Here is a 15,976-nt window from a genome sequence, read left to right as displayed (position 1 = left end):
CCGGGGAGGCGCGGGCGTCAGCTCTTGGCGAGCCGTTCCAGCGCGCCCCGGGCCACCTCGGGCCGGGTGGTGTACCAGAACGGCGGCAGCGAGCGGCGCAGGAACGGGCCGTATCCGCGGGCCGTCTCCAGCCGCGAGTCGAGCACCGCCACCACGCCCCGGTCACCGGTGGCCCGGATCAGCCGGCCGACACCCTGGGCCAGCCGGACCGCGGCGATCGGAACGCTCACCGCCGCGAAACCCGAGCCGCCACCGGCGTCCACCGCCGCCGCGCGCGCCGCCGCGAGCGGCTCGTCCGGGCGGGGGAACGGCAACCTGTCGATCACCACGAGCTGACAGGCGTCGCCCGGCACGTCCACCCCCTGCCAGAGCGACATCACCCCGAACAGGCAGCTCTCCCGCACCTCACGGAACCGGCGCACAAGCAGCGGCAGCGCCTCCTCGCCCTGGAGCAGTACGGGCAGGTCGGTCCGCGCGCGGACCAGCTCCGCCGCCTGCTGCGCGGCCCGTCGCGACGAGAAGAGCCCGAGGGTACGACCACCGAGCGCCTCGACCAGCGCCAGCAACTCCTCACCGGCCGGTCCGGGCAACCCGGAGACGCTGGGGCGGGGAAGGTGCGCGGCGACGTACAGGATGCCCTGCCGGGCGTAGTCGAACGGCGAGCCGACGTCGAGCGAACTCCAGCCCGGCCCTTCGGTCGCCGGTACGGTGCCGACCGACGCGCGGCTGCCCTCGGCGGCGGCCACCGGCGTGACCGGGGAACGGCCCGCGGCGGCAGCGGTGGCGATCGCGGCGGCGGCCGGTGACGGCGGGGCGGGCGGCGGCGCGTCCAGCCCCAGCGCCCGGGCCACTGTGTCGAAGCGGCCGCCCAGCGCCAGCGTGGCCGAGGTGGCGACCACCGTGCGCTCGTCGTACAGGTGGGTGGCGAGCGTGCCCGCCACCGACAGCGGCGCCACGACGAGCGCGCGGCGGCTGCCGTTGTCCGGCTTCTCGACCCAGGCGACGTCGTGGTCGGCCTCCTCCAGCAGCCGCTGGGCGGTGGTGGACAGCTCGTCCAGCACGGCCTTGGCCTGCTGTTTGCGTACCGGATCGGGGTCGTCGGCCTTCACGTCGCCGATCCCCTCCAGCGCGGCCCGGGTCGCCGAGTCCAGCAGCGTGCACGCCTCGCGCAGCGCGGGCGGCAGACCGGCGGTGAGCCGCCCGGCCGGCGCCTCGGCCAGCCCCACGGCGAGCGCGTCACCCGCCTCGGTGAGCCGTTCGGCCACGTCGGGGCGCAGCAGCGGCCGGGCCCGCCGGGTGGACCTGTCGATCAGCTCCGGCACCAGCTCCGCCTGGGCGGCCGACGAGACCCGGTCGGCCAGCTCGTGCGCCTCGTCCACCACGAGCAGCTTGTGCGGTGGCACGATGTGCCGTCCGGCGAGCATGTCGACGGCGAGCAGGCTGTGGTTGGTGACCACGATGTCGGCCTCGCGGGCGCGCGCCCGGGACGCCTCCGCGAAGCACTCCTGCCCGAACGGGCAGCGGCTCGCGCCCACGCACTCCCGGGCCGGCATGGAGACGCTGCGCCAGACCTGGTCGTCCACGCCCGGGTCCAGCTCGTCGCGGTCGCCGGTGGCGGTCTCCTCGGCCCAGTCGCGCAGCCGCTGCACCTGCTTGCCCAGGCGGCCCGCCTCGCCGAGCCACTTGGTGCCGCCGCTGTTGCCGGCACGCGGCGCGTCGAACAGCGCGTCGTCCGGCTCGTCCTCGACCGAGCTGTCCAGCCGGGCCAGGCAGAGATAGTGGTGACGCCCCTTCAGCACGGCGAAGGTGGGACGGCGGCCCAGCACCGGCTCGACCGCGTCGGCCAGCCTCGGCAGGTCGTGCTCGACGAGCTGGGACTGCAACGCCAGCGTGGCGGTGGAGACCACCACCGGCCCGTCCACTGTCAGCGCCGGAGCGAGGTACGCCAGGGACTTGCCGGTGCCGGTGCCGGCCTGCACCAGCAGATGCTCGCCGGAGGCGATGCTGCGCTCGATCGCCTCGGCCATCTGCTGCTGACCCGGCCGGGCCGCGCCGCCCGGAACCGCGCCCACCGCGGCGGTCAGCAACTCCCCGGCACCGGCGCGGCCCTTGCGGCGCTTCTTCGGGACGGCCGGGCCGGTGGCGGTGCGGGACGGGGTCACCGTGCGACCGTACCCGCCGGCACCGACGGGGGTCCGGCCGCTCCGACGGCGTGGCGGGACGGCGGGTCGCGTCCGGTTACCTCCCGATCGCGTGGCGTGGCCGGAATCGGTTAGGGTGCCAGGCATGCCGAGCGATGTGGTCCGCGTGATCTACCGCAAGTACGACGGCAGCGCACACCGCGACTACCCGGCCCGCCGGCTCGCCGAGGACGATCTCGGTGTCTGGCTCGGCGTGCCCGCCGGCACCGAGTCCGTCTACCACGGTCGCCCGTCGGTCGAGCGGATCCCGTTCGTCCTGCTGGTGCCGCACCACGGCTGGTGGACCGGTATGTTCAACCCGCCGCCGCGCACCAGTGAGGTCTACTGCGACATCGCCACCCCGGCCCGCTGGGAGGGCGAGGAGACGGTCCACCTGATCGACCTCGACCTGGACGTGGTGCGCCGCCGCGAGACCGGCCTGGTCGAGCTGCGCGACGAGGACGAGTTCGCCGTGCACCGGGCCCGCTGGGGCTACCCGGAGGACGTGGTCACCGAGGCCGAGGCCGCGTCCCGCTGGCTGCTCGGCGCGCTCGGCGACGGCACCGAGCCGTTCGCCACGTCGTACCGGAAGTGGCTCGCACTGGTGGTCTGAGCCGCCTCACCAGCGCGGCGGCCAGACGGCGTCCGGCCCCAGCGGCGGCAGGTCGCTCACCTTGGCCGGGTTGAGCTGGTTGAACACGCCGGTGACCCGCCCCTCGTGGACCGCGAACGAGGTGACCATCCGGATGGTTCGCCCGTCCCGGTGGAAGAACTCCGTCTGCCATCCCAGCGTGCCGTCCACCAGCACCGGGCGTCCGCGCAGGCCACCCCGCTGCCGGGCCTGGCCGTAGAGGCCGAGGAGCAGGCGGGCGACCGAGTCGACGCCGACCACCGGCCGGCGTCCGGCCGGGAAGTGACCGCCGGCGTCGCCGATCGACACGACGTCCGGGGCGAGTACGCGGACCAGCTGCTCCAGCTCACCGGACTCCACCGCAGCGGCGAACGCGGCGAGCACCCGCCGCTGTTCGGCGAGGTCGGCGCTGTGCCGGGGCGCGTCCGGCCCGTGCACCGCGCGCCGGGCGCGCGACGCCAGCTGACGTGCGGCCTCCGGCGTCACCGCGAGCACGTCCGCCACGCCGGAGAACGGCACCGCGAACACGTCGTGCAGCACGAACGCCACCCGCTGCTCCGGCGTGAGCCGTTCCAGCACCACCAGCAGCGCGGTGCCGAGCTGGTCGGCGCGTATCGCCCGCTCGGCCGGGTCGGGCGCGAATCCGTCCGCCGCCGGCACCGCTGTCACCATCGGCTCGGGGAGCCACTGACCGGGGTACGCCTCCCGGCGCACCCGGGCGGAGCGGAGCACGTCCAGGCAGATCCGGGAGCAGGTGGTGATGAGCCAGCCGCGCAGATCGCGTACGCGGGCGCGCTCCTCCGGGTCGCTCAGCGCGCCGGAGAAGCGCAGCCAGGTCTCCTGCACCGCGTCCTCGGCCTCGCTGCGGCTGCCAAGCATCCGCTGCGCCACAGCCAGGAGACGCCCTCGTTCCGCCTCGAACTCCCCCGCAAGCTCGTCCACCCAGACATTCTCCCGCCCCACCCCTCGCCACGGCACCCCACCCACCCTCGTTGATCTTGCACTTGCCGCCCCGGCAAAAGGTGCTTTCCGGGCGTACCGGGGGCCGCAACCGCAAGATCGGCGGGACGAGGCGGGCGGGGAGCGGCTCCGGGGGTGAGGATCGGGGGATGAGTGAGGTGGTGCGGCCCGTCGGTGGGCCCATGCGGGAACTGCTCCGGGTTCCGCCGGGGACTGTGGATCTGGCGGCTGTCGATCCCCGGTCGACGCCGGGGCTGCCGGTGGCGGCCGGACGCGGACCGGCGCGCAAGGAGTGGGCGCGGGCCCAGGTCGAGCTGATCGGCGCGGAACTCGGGCGGCAGCAGGAGATGCTGTACGCCTCGGCGCAGGGCGCCGCCGGACCGGGCAGCGCCACCAGCGCTCCGGCGCAGGCGGACGCCGGGCTGGACGGCGACCGGCCGCGCCGGGTGCTGCTGGTTCTCCAGGCGATGGACTGCGGCGGCAAGGACGGCACTGTGAAGCGGGTGGCGGGCGCGATGAACCCGCTCGGGCTGCACATCCGCTCGTTCGGGCCGCCGACCGAGGAGGAGTTGCGGCACGACTTCCTGTGGCGGGTACGCCGGGCGCTGCCGCCACCCGGGTACGTGGGCGTGTTCAACCGCTCCCACTACGAGGACGTGCTCATCGCCCGGGTCGAAGGGCTGGTCGACGAGGCGACCTGGCGGTCCCGGTACGCGATCATCAACGACTTCGAGCGGGAGCTGACCGAGCAGGCGGTCACAGTGGTGAAGGTCATGCTGCACATCTCGTACGCCGAGCAGGGCGAGCGGCTGATGGAGCGGCTCACCGACCCGGCGAAGTTCTGGAAGTTCAATCCCAGCGACCTGGACACCCGGGCACGCTGGGGCGACTACCAGGACGCGTACGCCGAGGCTCTCCAGCGTTGTGGCACGGACGCCGCGCCCTGGTTCGTGGTGCCGGCGGACCGCAAGTGGTACCGCGACTGGGCGGTCGCCCACCTGCTGCGGGAGACGTTCGACGGGTTGGATCTGGGGTATCCGCCTGCCGATTTCGACGTCGAACGGGAGCGTGACCGGTTACGGAACCAACTCGGCGGGTGACCAGATGAACGGAAGGTGAACGAGCGGTGAATCGGGCCTGACCAGGGGTGGGCCGATCGAAAGTGGGTTCGGCGCGGTCCCTAGCATGCGCAGAGCAGACGCCCGGGGGGCGACGGCCACCCTTCCACCGACACGACGAGGTCCGTGCTGTGAAGTTTTCCTTCCGTCCCACCGAGGGCGCCTTCTACGAGCTCTTCACCAGGGCCGCGCAGAACCTGGTGAAGGGGACCGAACTGCTCAACGAGCTGGGTCTGCCCGGTGCCGACGTGCAGTCGATCAGCGAGCGGCTGACCGACATCGAGCACGACAGCGACCAGATCACGCACGAGCTGTACAAGAAGATCAACTCCACGTTCATCACGCCGTTCGACCGGGAGGACATCTACCGGCTGGGCTCGCTGCTCGACGACGTGATGGACCACCTGGAGGCGGTCGGCAACCTGCTCTACCTGTACGGCCTGACCAAGCTCCCGTCGCTTCCGCGCGAGCTGCACGAGCTGGTCAACGTGCTCGACCTGCAGGCCAAGCTCACCGCCGAGGCGATGCCCCGGCTGAAGTCGATGAAGGATCTCGAGGACTACTGGATCGAGTGCAACCGGCTCGAGAACGACGGCGACCAGGCGTACCGGATGCTGCTGGTACGCCTCTTCTCCGGTGAGTACGACGCGCTCACGGTGCTGAAGATGAAGGAGGTGGCCGACGAGCTGGAGGCCGCCTGCGACGCCTTCGAGCACGTCGCCAACACCGTCGAGACCATCGCGGTCAAGGAGTCCTGATCCAGTGAGTCCCGAACTCATCGCCGTGCTGGCGGTGATCGCGGTCGCCATGGCGTTCGACTACACGAACGGCTTCCATGACGCGGCCAACGCGATCGCCACCAGCATCTCGACCCGGGCGCTGACCCCCCGGATCGCGCTCGCGCTGGCCGCCGTCGGCAACTTCGTCGGCGCGCACTTCGGCGCCGGGGTGGCCAAGACGGTCGGCGACGGGCTGGTGACGCTGCCGACCGGGGTGGAGAGCCTCGGCGTGGTCTTCGCCGGCGTGCTCGGCGCGATCATCTGGAACCTGATCACCTGGTACTTCGGCCTGCCGTCCTCGTCCTCGCACGCCCTCTTCGGCGGCCTGGTCGGCGCCACCCTGTTCGCCGCCGACGGCATCGTCCAGTGGGGCACCATCATCGAGAAGGTCCTCGTCCCGATGGTGCTCTCGCCGGTGGTCGGCCTGATCCTCGGCTTCCTGATGATGCTGGCGATCATGTGGCTGTTCCGGAAGGGCCAGCCCGGCAAGCTCAGCCGGGGCTTCCGGTGGGCGCAGACCGCGTCCGCCGCCGCCATGTCGGTCGGCCACGGCATGCAGGACGCCGCCAAGACCATGGGCATCATCGTGCTCGCGCTCTACACCGGCGGCTTCCAGGAGAGCAAGACGCACATCCCTGGCTGGGTGTTCTGGACCTCCGCGGCCATGCTGGCGGCCGGCACGTACGCGGGCGGCTGGCGGATCATCCGGACGCTCGGCCGGAAGATCATCGACCTCGGCCCGGCGGAGGGCTTCGCGGCCGAGACCGTGGCCAGCGCGGTGCTCTACTTCAACGCGCTGGTGCTGAAGGCGCCGATCTCCACCACGCACACGATCACCTCGGCGATCATGGGTGTGGGTGCGACGAAACGGCTCTCCGCGGTGCGCTGGAACGTGGCCGGCAACATCGTGATCGCCTGGATCATCACGTTCCCGGCCGCCGCCGCGATCGCCTGCCTCGCGTACCTGCTGGTCCGGCCCTTGTTCTGAGTGACCTGACGCCGAGGGGTTCCCCGCCGTGGCGGGGGACCCCTCACGCGTAGGAGACGCCGATCCGGGCCTTGATGTCGTCGATCAGGCCCATCACCTCGAGCGTGGCGGAGTGCGGCACCAGCGGGCTCTCGGTCAGCCCGGCCGCCAGGCAGCGCTGCACCTCGATCGCCTCGTACTGGTAGCCGCCGCCGGTCAGGTCCGCCGGGATCGTCTCCGGCTCGGCGCCGGCCCGGTGCAGCACCACGTGCGCGGGCCGGAAGAACAGCTCGGGCAGGTCGATCCGGCCGGTCGTACCGGTGATCGACGCGGAGATCGCGGTCGCCCCGACCATGCCGCAGCTGAGCGTCGCCACCGCGCCGGAGTCCCAGCCGAGCACCATGCCGGTGTTCTCGTCCACCGCCTCCGGGGTCAGCTTCGCCCATGCCTGCACGTGCTGCGGCACACCGAGCACCAGGTGGGCCAGGCTCAGCGGGTACACGCCGAGGTCGAGCAGCGCGCCGCCGCCGAGCGTGCGGGCCCGCATCCGGTGTTCCGGCGGGAACGGCCCGGCCACGCCGAAGTCCGCCCGTACGTGCGTCACCTCACCGATCGCGCCGTCCCGGATCAGCTCCAGCACGCGCAGGATCAGCGGGTTCGTCCGCATCCACATGGCCTCCATGAGGAACAGACCCCGAGCGCGGGCCGTGTCCACCAGTTCGGTGGTGGTCGGCAGGTCCAGCGTGCACGGCTTCTCCACCAGCACGGCCTTGCCGCCGGCCAGGCAGGCGAGCGCCGCCTCGTGGTGCGCGGCGTGCGGGGTGGCCACGTAGATCGCGTCCAGGTCCGGGTCCGCGGCCAGTTCCGCCCACGAGGCGTACGCCCGCGGCACGTCGTGCCGGCGCGCGAACAGTTCGGCGCTCTCCCGGGTACGCGAGCCGACCGCGACCAGTTCGGCGTCCGGCACCAGCCGCAGGTCCTCGGCGAAGCGGGCGGCGATGTTTCCGGTGGCCAGGATTCCCCAACGCGTCATGCCCGGCACGCTATCCCTTCCCGCTCCGGGGCCGGCAGGGTGATCCACCCGTCGGGACGTCAGGCGGTGCCGTGGGCGTCGGCAGCGGCCCGGGCGGCCCGTTCGATCATCGCCCGACGCGCCGTCAGCGTCGGCTCGTCGGGCTCCAGGTGCGCGTACTCGGCCCATGCCCCGGTCGAGCCGTCGAGCTGCTCCCGCAGGATGTCGGCGTGCCCCGCATGCCGGCTGGTCTCGGTCAGCACGTGGACCATGACGTTGAACAACTTGACGTCGGGGCGGGGCCACCACGGCACGCGGCCGGGGGCGTCGATCGCGAGGGCGTCGATCGTCGTGTCCGCGTGCTCCCATGTCCGCCGGTAGCGGCCGATCACCCCCTCGCGGGTCTCGTGCTCGCTCGCCCACATGTCGGCGCCGTCCGGATCCGGAGCATCCCACCGGGGCAGGGGCTCCGGGAACGGCCTGCCGAACACCTCGCCGAAGTACCGGGCTTCTGTGAACGACAGGTGCTTGACCAGGCCGAGCAGGTTGGTCCCGGACGCGGCCAGGGGGCGGCGCACGTCGTACTCGGACAACCCGTCGAGCTTCCACAGCACCACCTCGCGGATCTGGCGTAGGTCGTTGTGCAGATACTGCTTCGCGAAGTCGTCGATCACGGGTCACCACCCTGCCAGTCACGACCGGGGGCTGCTGCCCCGTATCGGCGACGGTCTGCGCGGTCGGGCCGCGCACGGCCGGGGCGGCGAGCTGATGCCACCTCCGGCGAACACAGAGCGTGAAGTTTGCGTAGCGTGACGGGCGCTGCTCGTCTCCTCGCTGAAGTCGGTTGCCCAAAGGCGGCTGACCGGACATAAGGCAGCGCTTGCGCGGCCCGGGATGGCTACCTCTCGCCGACTTTGCTCTGCAGCCCTCTACGCACCGCTCACGGAAGGTTGCCGCTGCGGATCTGGCTGCAGAGCAAAGTCGGCGGAGGGGTGGCTGTTGCTCGGGGCCGAGGGCTACGCATCGTCACCAGGCGGCGTGGTCGGGGAGTGCGGGTGAGCGGTGTGCGCCCCCGCCCGGCCGCCCCCGGCCGGGCCGCCCGGCGGGAACTAGGCTCGGCGCATGACGATCGACGGCTTCGCCGCACCCCCCGCCCTGGTGGAGCACGCCCGCCGGTTCCAGGCCGAGGGCGCCGTGCCCGCCGTACCCCGGGTCGCCGCCACCGTGCTGCTGCTCCGCCCGGCCGGCGACGGCTTCGAGGTCTACATGATCCGCCGGGTGGCGGCGATGACGTTCGGCGGCATGTACGCCTTCCCCGGCGGCGGCGTGGACCGCTCCGACTCGGAGGCGCACCTCGGGTGGGCCGGGCCGGAACCGGCGGCGTGGGGGGAGCGGCTCCGGCTCGACCCGTCCGACGCGCAGGCGGTGGTGTGCGCCGCCGCCCGCGAGGTCTTCGAGGAGGCGGGCGTGCTGCTCGCCGGGCCGGACCCGGACACCGTGGTCGGCGACGTGAGCGGCGACGACTGGGAGGCGGCCCGGCAGGATCTGGAGGGCCGGCGGGTCGGCTTCGCGGACCTGCTGGCCGGGCGGGGCCTGACGCTCCGGTCCGACCTGCTGCTGCCGTGGAGCCGGTGGATCACCCCGGAGTTCGAACCGCGCCGCTTCGACACGTACTTCTTCGTCGCCCTGCTGCCCGAGGGGCAGCGGACCCGGGACGTCTCCGGCGAGGCCGACCACACGCTGTGGCTGCGCCCGGCGGACGCGCTGGCCCGGGCGGAGACCGGCGAGCTGACCATGCTGCCGCCGACCATGGTCACGCTCGCCGAGGTCGCCGCCGCGGGCGACCTCGCCGCCGTGGCCCGCGCCGCGGCAGAGCGCGAGCCGGGTACGCCGATCCTGCCCCACATCGACGGCCTGGACGGTGCCGAGCCCCGCTTCCTGCTGCGCTGACTCAGCCGAAGCGGCCGGTGATGTAGTCCTCGGTCTTCTTCTGGCTCGGGTTGCTGAAGATCTTCTGGGTGTTGTCGTACTCGATCAGGCGGCCCGGGTCGCCGGTCTTCTCGATCGAGAAGAAGGCGGTCCGGTCCGACACCCGCGCGGCCTGCTGCATGTTGTGCGTGACGATGATGATGGTGAACTTGTCCTTGAGCTGGAACATCAGATCCTCGATCGCCAGCGTGGAGATCGGGTCCAGCGCCGAGCAGGGCTCGTCCATCAGCACCACCTGCGGCTCGACAGCGATGGTGCGGGCGATGCAGAGCCGCTGCTGCTGACCGCCGGACAGGCCCGCGCCGGGCTTGGCGAGGCGGTCCTTCACCTCGTCCCACAGGTTCGCCGAGCGGAGCGCGCGTTCGGCCGCCTCCTCCAGGATCGACTTGCGCCGTACGCCGTTGAGCCGCAGGCCTGCCACCACGTTCTCGAAGATGCTCATGGTGGGGAACGGGTTCGGCCGCTGGAAGACCATGCCGATCATCCGGCGGACCGCGGTGACGTCCACGTCGCGGTCGTAGATGTCCTGGTCGTCGATGGTGAGGCTGCCCTCGACCCGGGCGCCGGGCAGCACCTCGTGCATCCGGTTGATCGACCGCAGAAAGGTGGACTTGCCGCAGCCGGACGGACCGATCAGGGCGGTGACCGTCTTCGGCTCGACGGTCAGGTTGATGTTCTCGATCGCCTTGAACCCGCCGTAGTAGGCGGTCACGTTCGTGGCTTCGATGCGCTTGGCCATGGTGGTGGTACCTCCGGGGTTCATCGGCCGAGCCGGTTGCGGCGGGACAGCAGCTTCGCCGCCACGGTGAGGACGAGGACGAGGGCGACAAGGGTCAGCGCCGCGGTCCACGCCCGTGCCGGCGAGTACCTCGACGCCTCACCGGCCTGCTGGTAGACGAAGAGGGCCAGCGACGACTGGTTGTTCTCGAACGGGTTGAAGTTGATCGCCGCGCCGCCGCCGGCGACGAGCAGCACCGGTGCGGTCTCACCGGCGGCCCGCGCGATGGCGAGCATGATGCCGGTGACGATGCCGGGCAGCGCGGTCGGCAGCACGACCCGCAGGATGGTCTTCCACTTCGGTACGCCCAGGGCGTACGCGCCCTCGCGCAGCGGCGCCGGCACCAGCCGGAGCATCTCCTCGGTGGAGCGGACCACAGTGGGCAGCATCAGCACGCTCAGGGCCAGCGCGGCGGCGAAGCCGGAGAAGCCCGGCCGGCCGTCGTTGAACCACGGCGAGACGATCAGCACCCAGAAGGCCAGCACGAACAGGCCGGTGACGATCGACGGGATGCCGGTCATCACGTCCACGAAGAAGCGGATGGTGAACGCGAACCGGCCCCGGCCGTACTCGACGATGTAGATCGCGCACAGCACGCCCAGCGGCACCGTGATCAGCGTGGCGATGCCGACCTGCTGCAACGTGCCGACGATCGCGTGGTACGCGCCGCCGTTGGCGTCCCGCGACCCGATGTTGTTCATCGAGGTGCCGAAGAAGTTCGCGTCCAGCCGCTCGGAGCCCTTGCTCACAAGCGTCCAGACCACCGAGGCCAGCGGCAGCACCGCCAGCACGAACGCGGAGTGGATCAGCGCGCTCCAGGTGCGGTTGCGGGCCGACCGGCGGCCCTCCACCGCGTTCGCCGCGAGGAACAGACCGGCCAGGTAGAGCAGCGCGCCGACCACCACGACCAGGACCGGGCCGCCGATGCCGGCGCCGTACACCAGAGCCGCCGCGAGCAGCAGGGCCGTGACGGCGAGGGCCGGAGCGGCGTACGCGGGAAGCCGCCTCGCCCGCAGCGTGGCCGGTTGGGCCGGCGGGCGCGGGCGGCGGGGGGTGAGGGTAGTGGTCATGCGGCCGACTCCGTGAACTCGCGCCGCCGGTGGATGATCGCCCGGGCGGTGATGTTGACGATCAGCGTGATCGCGAACAGCACCAGGCCGGAGGCGATGAGCGCGCCCCGGCCGGTGTCGTTCGCCTCGGCGAACCGGTTGGCGATGTTCGCGGCGATCGAGTTTCCGCCGCTGGCCAGGATGTTGAACGAGATGGCGTACGTGGAGCCGAGCGTGAGCGCCAGCGCGATGGTCTCGCCGAGCGCCCGGCCCAGGCCGAGCATCACCGCGGCGATGACGCCGGGCCGCCCGTACGGCAGGACCGCGGTGCGGATCATCTCCCAGCGGGTGGCGCCGAGCGCGAGCGCTGCCTCCTCGTTGGCGGTCGGGGTCTGCCGGAACACCTCGCGGGACAGCGAGGTGACGATCGGCAGCACCATGATGGCGAGCACCACCGAGCCGAGCAGGATCGAGTTGCCGTACGGGCCGTCGCCGAAGATCGGGATCCAGCCGAAGTACCTGTTCAGCCAGGCGGACAGGTCGGCGACCGGCTGGGCGAAGTAGTCCCGGCCCCACAGGCCGAACACGACGCTCGGCACGGCGGCCAGCAGGTCGATCAGGAAGCCCAGGGCGTTGCCGAGCCGCCGGGGCGCGTAGTGCGACAGGTACAGGGCGATGCCCAGCGCGACCGGCACCGCCATGAGCAGCGCCAGCAGCGAGCTCAGGACCGTACCGAAGGCGAGCGCGCCGATGCCGAACTGCGGCGGGTTGTCGTTCGGGAACCAGCCCTCGAACGTCCAGAACGACTCGGTGTTCGCCCGCAGCGCCGGGACGGCCTTGGCGACCAGGAAGATCGCGATGGCCGCGATGACCACCAGGACCGTGGTGCCGGCGGCCAGGGTCAGGCCGCGGAACGCCCGTTCCGCGCCGAAGGCGCGGGCCCGGGGGAGGGCACCGCCGCCGCCGAGGCCACCGTCGGGGCGGCCCGGGTTACCGGGGCGCTCGACCACACGCGCCGAGGCACCGGCGGGTCGCTCGTGACTCGTGGTCACGGGGTTCCCGCCGGTGCCGGCGTGGGCCGAGCGGTGAGGGGTGTCACCCATCTGCTCGCTCGCTTCGTGTTGAGGAGGTGTCGGTCAGAGCTTCAGGAGAGGCTCTTGACCGCGGCCTCGACCTTGGTGCGGACGGTCTCGGGCAGCGGCGCGTAGCCGAGCTCGACGAGCTCCTTCTGCCCCTCGGCGCTGGCGGCGTGGCCGAGCAGGCCCTTGACCAGCGGCAGCTTGTCGGCGGCGAGGCCCTTGCTGCAGACGATCTCGTAGGTCGCCAGGACGATCGGGTACGCCCCGGCCTCCTTGGTGTTGTAGTCGATCGACATCTTCAGGTCGTTGCCCTGACCCTCGAACTTGGCGCCGGCGATGGTCTTGCCGGCCGAGTCGCCGGTCAGCTCGACGAACTCGCCGTTGCCGTTGCGGATCTTCGCCATCTTCAGGTCGGAGTTCTCGGCGTACGACCACTCGACGTAGCTGATGGTGCCGTCGGTGCTCTTGACCTTGCTGGCCACACCGTCGGACTTGGCCGCGCCGACGCCGCCCGGGGCCTTCCACGCCTTGGAGTTGCCGAGCGTCCAGTCCGCCTCGGCGGTCTTGGAGAGGTACTTGGTGAAGTTGTCGGTGGTGCCCGACTCGTCGGAGCGGTGCACCGCCTGGATCGCGGTCGACGGCAGCTTGGCGTCCGGGTTGTCGGCCTTGATGGCCGCGTCGTCCCACTTGGTCGCCTTGCCGGCGAAGATCTTCGCCAGCGTGGCCGGGCTGAACTGGAGGTTGTCCGCGCCGCCCACGTTGTAGACGACGGCGACCGGGCCGATGACCATCGGCAGGTTGAGCGCCTGGCCACCGACGCACTTGGCGTCGGCCTGCGGCTGCTCCTCCGGCTTGAGGGGTGAGTCCGAGCCGGCGAAGTCGGCGGTGCCGGCGATGAACGCCTGGATGCCGGCGCCCGAGCCGCTGGGCTCGTAGTTGATCGTGGTGCCGGCGCACTTCTGCTGGTACACCTTGATCCACTCGGACATGGCGTTCTTCTGGGCGGAGGAGCCCTGCGCGTTCAGCGTGCCCGTCGCGCAGTCCACCGCCGCGGCGGAACCGGCGGTGGAGGCGCCGGCCGGCTCGTTGTTGTCCGAGCCGCAGGCGCTGAGACCGAGAACCGCGGTAAGAGCGAGACAGGCGATGGCGCCGTGCCGCTGGAGCTTCACTTCAGGGGTTTCCCTTCACGTCTTTGGTCAGGTCGCCCGGAGTGCCGGGGGCCGGCGCTGACCGGCTGACATGAAGGTAGGAGGGCCAGGTGGACGGTTCGCCGGACGCAAGTGAACGCGCGGTGAACACGTTCAGCCGACGAGGTGGCCGTACGCTGAGGAGGGGTTGTCCATTTCGTGAACTAGCAGCCTGCTATCGCCCTTGTGGCGAATTTCCAGGGCCGGCGGACGCTCAGCCGAGCTGGTAGTTGACGTGCGCGGACCAGTGCGCGAAGCCCAGCCGCTCGTAGAGCGCCACCGCGGCGGTGTTGCTCTCGTCCACGTAGAGCATCACCCGGTCCAGCCCGCGCTCGTCGCGCAGGTGGGTCAGGCCGGCGGCGGTGAGCACCCGGCCCAGCCCGCCCCGGTGCGCGGACGGGTCGACGCCGAGCACGTACACCTCGCCGATGCGGGCCGAGCCCTGCCGCTCGTGCACCTTGGTCCAGTGGAAGCCGAGCAGCCGCCCGGTGGCGGAGTCGACGGCGAGCAGGAACCCGGCCCTGTCGAACCACGGCTCGGCGATGCGGACGCGCAGGTCGTCGAGCGTCCACCTGCCCTGTTCGGGGTGCTGGGCGAAGGCGGCGTTGTTCACCGCCAGCCAGGCCTCGTCGTCCTCGCCGGGGCGGAACGCGCGCAGCGTCACGCCCTCCGGTACGACCGGCGCCGGCATCTCGGCGGTGAGCGGACGGCGCATCTGCCAGAGCACCCGCGCCCGGGAGAAACCAAGGTCGACGGCGAGCGCGGCGGCCGACGGGTGGTCACCGTGCGCCCACGCGCGCAGCGGCCCGGGAGCGGCGGCCACCACGGCACGGGCCAGCGCCCGGCCGGAGCCGCGCCGCCGGTACGCGGGGTGCACGACCATCTCCACGCCGACTCCGTCGGCCGGGGCGGTGGTGTCGAGGTGCGCGTACCCGGTGAGGGTGCCGTCGGTGGTCCGGGCGGTGAGGTGCACGGCGGGGGCCTCGGGGTCGCGCAGCCGCAGCAGCACGTGCTCGTCGAGCGGGTCGGCGCCGTCGGCGTCACCGGCGGCGCGAGCCAGCGCGAGCACCTCGGCGACCTCGTCCGGCGTCAGCCGGTCCGGCCGGTCGATCCCGTCCGGTGTCAGCCGGTCCGCCCTGGCGATCCGGTCGGCGGCGGGACCACTCGTCGGCTCGGTGCTGCTCATCTGAGTCACGGTAGCGCCCGGCGGGCCGCGGTTCGCGCCGGACGACGACGGGGATCGGTGGCGCTCGTCACGGGCTGCCGACGGGCAGCGGCTCCAACTCGAACCGGGTCAGCAGTTCGGGCAGGAGTTGCTGCAACGCGCTGACCGTGCCGGACCGGTCCCCGCCCGCGTCGTGCATGAGCACTATCGCGCCGGGCCCCATCTGCGAGCGGACCATCGCCTCGATGGTGGTGGCGCCCGGCGCCTTCCAGTCCGACGGGTCCACGCTCCAGTGCAGCGGGGTGAGGTTCAGGTCGGCGCAGGCCGACATGACGGACGGCATCCAGGCCCCGCCGGGCTGGCGGTAGTACGCGATCCGCGCGTCGGGCGCGGCGGCCAGGATCGCGTCGTTCGTGCGCAGCAGGTCGGCGCGGATCGTCGCCGGGGATCGCTTGCCCAGGTTGACGTCGTGGTTCCAGGAGTGGTTGCACAGCGTGTGGCCCTCGGCCACGATCGAACGCACCAGATCCGGGTGGGCCTCGACGTTCTCGCCGACGACACAGAACGTCGCCCGTACGCCGTACTGGGCCAGCAGCGCGAGCACCTGCGGGGTCCAGCGTGGATCGGGGCCGTCGTCGAAGGTCAGCGCGACCCGGGACGAGCCGGTGGCGACCTGGGCGCCGTACGGGCCGTCGCCGTCGGCCGGGACGGGGGCGGCGTCCGGTGCGGCGTCGGGGCTCGGCCGTGGGCTGGTCGTGCCGCCCGGGAAGTCGGTGCTGGGTGGCTGCTCGCCGTAGCGCGGCCCGGTGAGCGTGGTGGCGACTCCGGCGGCCGACGGGTGCGGGTCCGGCACCAGGCTGCGGCCCAGCACGAAGGCCGAACCGAGCAGGCCGGCCAGCACGACTGTCACGAGCCCGGCGGCGCGCAGCGTCGGGGCCCGCATCAGCGGCACCGCCCGTTCGTCGCCCCCGTGTTCACCGCACGCACCGCCGCCCCCTTAGCCCGACAATTCCGGCAGCCAGGATATGGCTGACTGATCGGGCAAAAAGGGCATACGAGAAAAATGCCCCGTAGCGAGGTGG

Annotated in this window: 15 protein-coding genes; 5 read left to right on the top strand and 10 right to left on the bottom strand. The window is 72.2% G+C overall.

Features of this window, described 5'->3' with window-relative positions; translation table 11 throughout:
• Positions 1-17: 17 nt before the first annotated feature.
• Entirely contained in the window at positions 18-2,162 is a 2,145-nt protein-coding gene (locus tag O7546_RS26320; RefSeq protein WP_194801848.1) for an ATP-dependent DNA helicase, read from the bottom strand.
• Positions 2,163-2,286: 124 nt separating this feature from the next.
• On the opposite strand from O7546_RS26320, the gene O7546_RS26315 reads away from it, so the two are divergent.
• Positions 2,287-2,793 carry a DUF402 domain-containing protein gene (locus O7546_RS26315; protein WP_123110811.1) on the top strand — a complete coding sequence of 169 codons (507 nt, stop codon included), beginning with the start codon at positions 2,287-2,289 and terminating at the stop codon, positions 2,791-2,793.
• Between the two features lie 6 nt (positions 2,794-2,799).
• Here O7546_RS26315 and sigJ read toward each other — a convergent pair whose 3' ends face one another.
• Entirely contained in the window at positions 2,800-3,753 is a 954-nt protein-coding gene (gene sigJ / locus O7546_RS26310) for an RNA polymerase sigma factor SigJ (RefSeq protein WP_194801847.1), read from the bottom strand.
• A gap of 167 nt (positions 3,754-3,920) precedes the next feature.
• Here sigJ and O7546_RS26305 point away from each other — a divergent pair, with 167 nt between their 5' ends.
• From O7546_RS26305 to O7546_RS26295, 3 genes are all read left to right on the top strand, one after another.
• Positions 3,921-4,871 carry a PPK2 family polyphosphate kinase gene (locus tag O7546_RS26305; RefSeq protein WP_194801846.1) on the top strand — a complete coding sequence of 317 codons (951 nt, stop codon included), beginning with the start codon at positions 3,921-3,923 and terminating at the stop codon, positions 4,869-4,871.
• Positions 4,872-5,020: 149 nt separating this feature from the next.
• Positions 5,021-5,647: a DUF47 family protein gene (locus O7546_RS26300; protein ID WP_013288834.1), complete on the top strand. Its 627-nt coding sequence runs from the start codon at positions 5,021-5,023 to the stop codon at positions 5,645-5,647.
• 4 nt (positions 5,648-5,651) lie between these two features.
• Complete coding sequence (locus O7546_RS26295) at positions 5,652-6,656, top strand: inorganic phosphate transporter (RefSeq protein ID WP_194801845.1); 1,005 nt, start codon at positions 5,652-5,654, stop codon at positions 6,654-6,656.
• A gap of 43 nt (positions 6,657-6,699) precedes the next feature.
• On the opposite strand, the gene O7546_RS26290 is transcribed toward O7546_RS26295, so the two are convergent.
• A complete protein-coding gene (locus O7546_RS26290; protein WP_194801844.1) occupies positions 6,700-7,668 on the bottom strand; it encodes a Gfo/Idh/MocA family oxidoreductase in 969 nt (322 codons plus the stop codon).
• A gap of 59 nt (positions 7,669-7,727) precedes the next feature.
• Positions 7,728-8,321, bottom strand: a complete 594-nt coding sequence (locus tag O7546_RS26285; RefSeq protein ID WP_194801843.1) for a DinB family protein — start codon at positions 8,319-8,321, stop codon at positions 7,728-7,730.
• Positions 8,322-8,769: 448 nt separating this feature from the next.
• Between O7546_RS26285 and O7546_RS26280 the strand changes: the two genes are divergently transcribed.
• A complete protein-coding gene (locus O7546_RS26280) occupies positions 8,770-9,597 on the top strand; it encodes an NUDIX hydrolase (RefSeq protein ID WP_281600135.1) in 828 nt (275 codons plus the stop codon).
• Position 9,598: 1 nt separating this feature from the next.
• Here the strand turns inward: O7546_RS26280 and pstB are convergent, their stop codons facing one another.
• The 6 genes from pstB to O7546_RS26250 all read right to left on the bottom strand — a co-directional run bounded on the left by pstB (position 9,599) and on the right by O7546_RS26250 (position 15,837).
• Complete coding sequence (pstB, locus tag O7546_RS26275; RefSeq protein ID WP_013288829.1) at positions 9,599-10,375, bottom strand: phosphate ABC transporter ATP-binding protein PstB; 777 nt, start codon at positions 10,373-10,375, stop codon at positions 9,599-9,601.
• A gap of 20 nt (positions 10,376-10,395) precedes the next feature.
• A complete protein-coding gene (pstA, locus tag O7546_RS26270; RefSeq protein WP_281600134.1) occupies positions 10,396-11,484 on the bottom strand; it encodes a phosphate ABC transporter permease PstA in 1,089 nt (362 codons plus the stop codon).
• Positions 11,481-12,566: a phosphate ABC transporter permease subunit PstC gene (gene pstC, locus O7546_RS26265; protein ID WP_194801839.1), complete on the bottom strand. Its 1,086-nt coding sequence runs from the start codon at positions 12,564-12,566 to the stop codon at positions 11,481-11,483. The genes pstA and pstC overlap by 4 nt, the downstream gene beginning before the upstream one ends.
• A gap of 41 nt (positions 12,567-12,607) precedes the next feature.
• Positions 12,608-13,711 (bottom strand): phosphate ABC transporter substrate-binding protein PstS, encoded by a 1,104-nt coding sequence (gene pstS / locus O7546_RS26260; protein WP_281600133.1) that lies wholly within the window; start codon positions 13,709-13,711, stop codon positions 12,608-12,610.
• A gap of 232 nt (positions 13,712-13,943) precedes the next feature.
• Positions 13,944-14,915 carry a mycothiol synthase gene (gene mshD, locus O7546_RS26255; RefSeq protein ID WP_269697729.1) on the bottom strand — a complete coding sequence of 324 codons (972 nt, stop codon included), beginning with the start codon at positions 14,913-14,915 and terminating at the stop codon, positions 13,944-13,946.
• A 67-nt stretch (positions 14,916-14,982) separates the two neighbouring features.
• Positions 14,983-15,837: a polysaccharide deacetylase family protein gene (locus O7546_RS26250; RefSeq protein ID WP_194801837.1), complete on the bottom strand. Its 855-nt coding sequence runs from the start codon at positions 15,835-15,837 to the stop codon at positions 14,983-14,985.
• Positions 15,838-15,976: the final 139 nt, after the last annotated feature.

It is taken from the genome of Micromonospora sp. WMMA1976, assembly GCF_027497335.1.
GTDB lineage: Bacteria > Actinomycetota > Actinomycetes > Mycobacteriales > Micromonosporaceae > Micromonospora > Micromonospora aurantiaca.
Note: the sequence above shows the minus strand (reverse complement) of the source record. Positions and strands in the feature narration are given on the sequence as shown.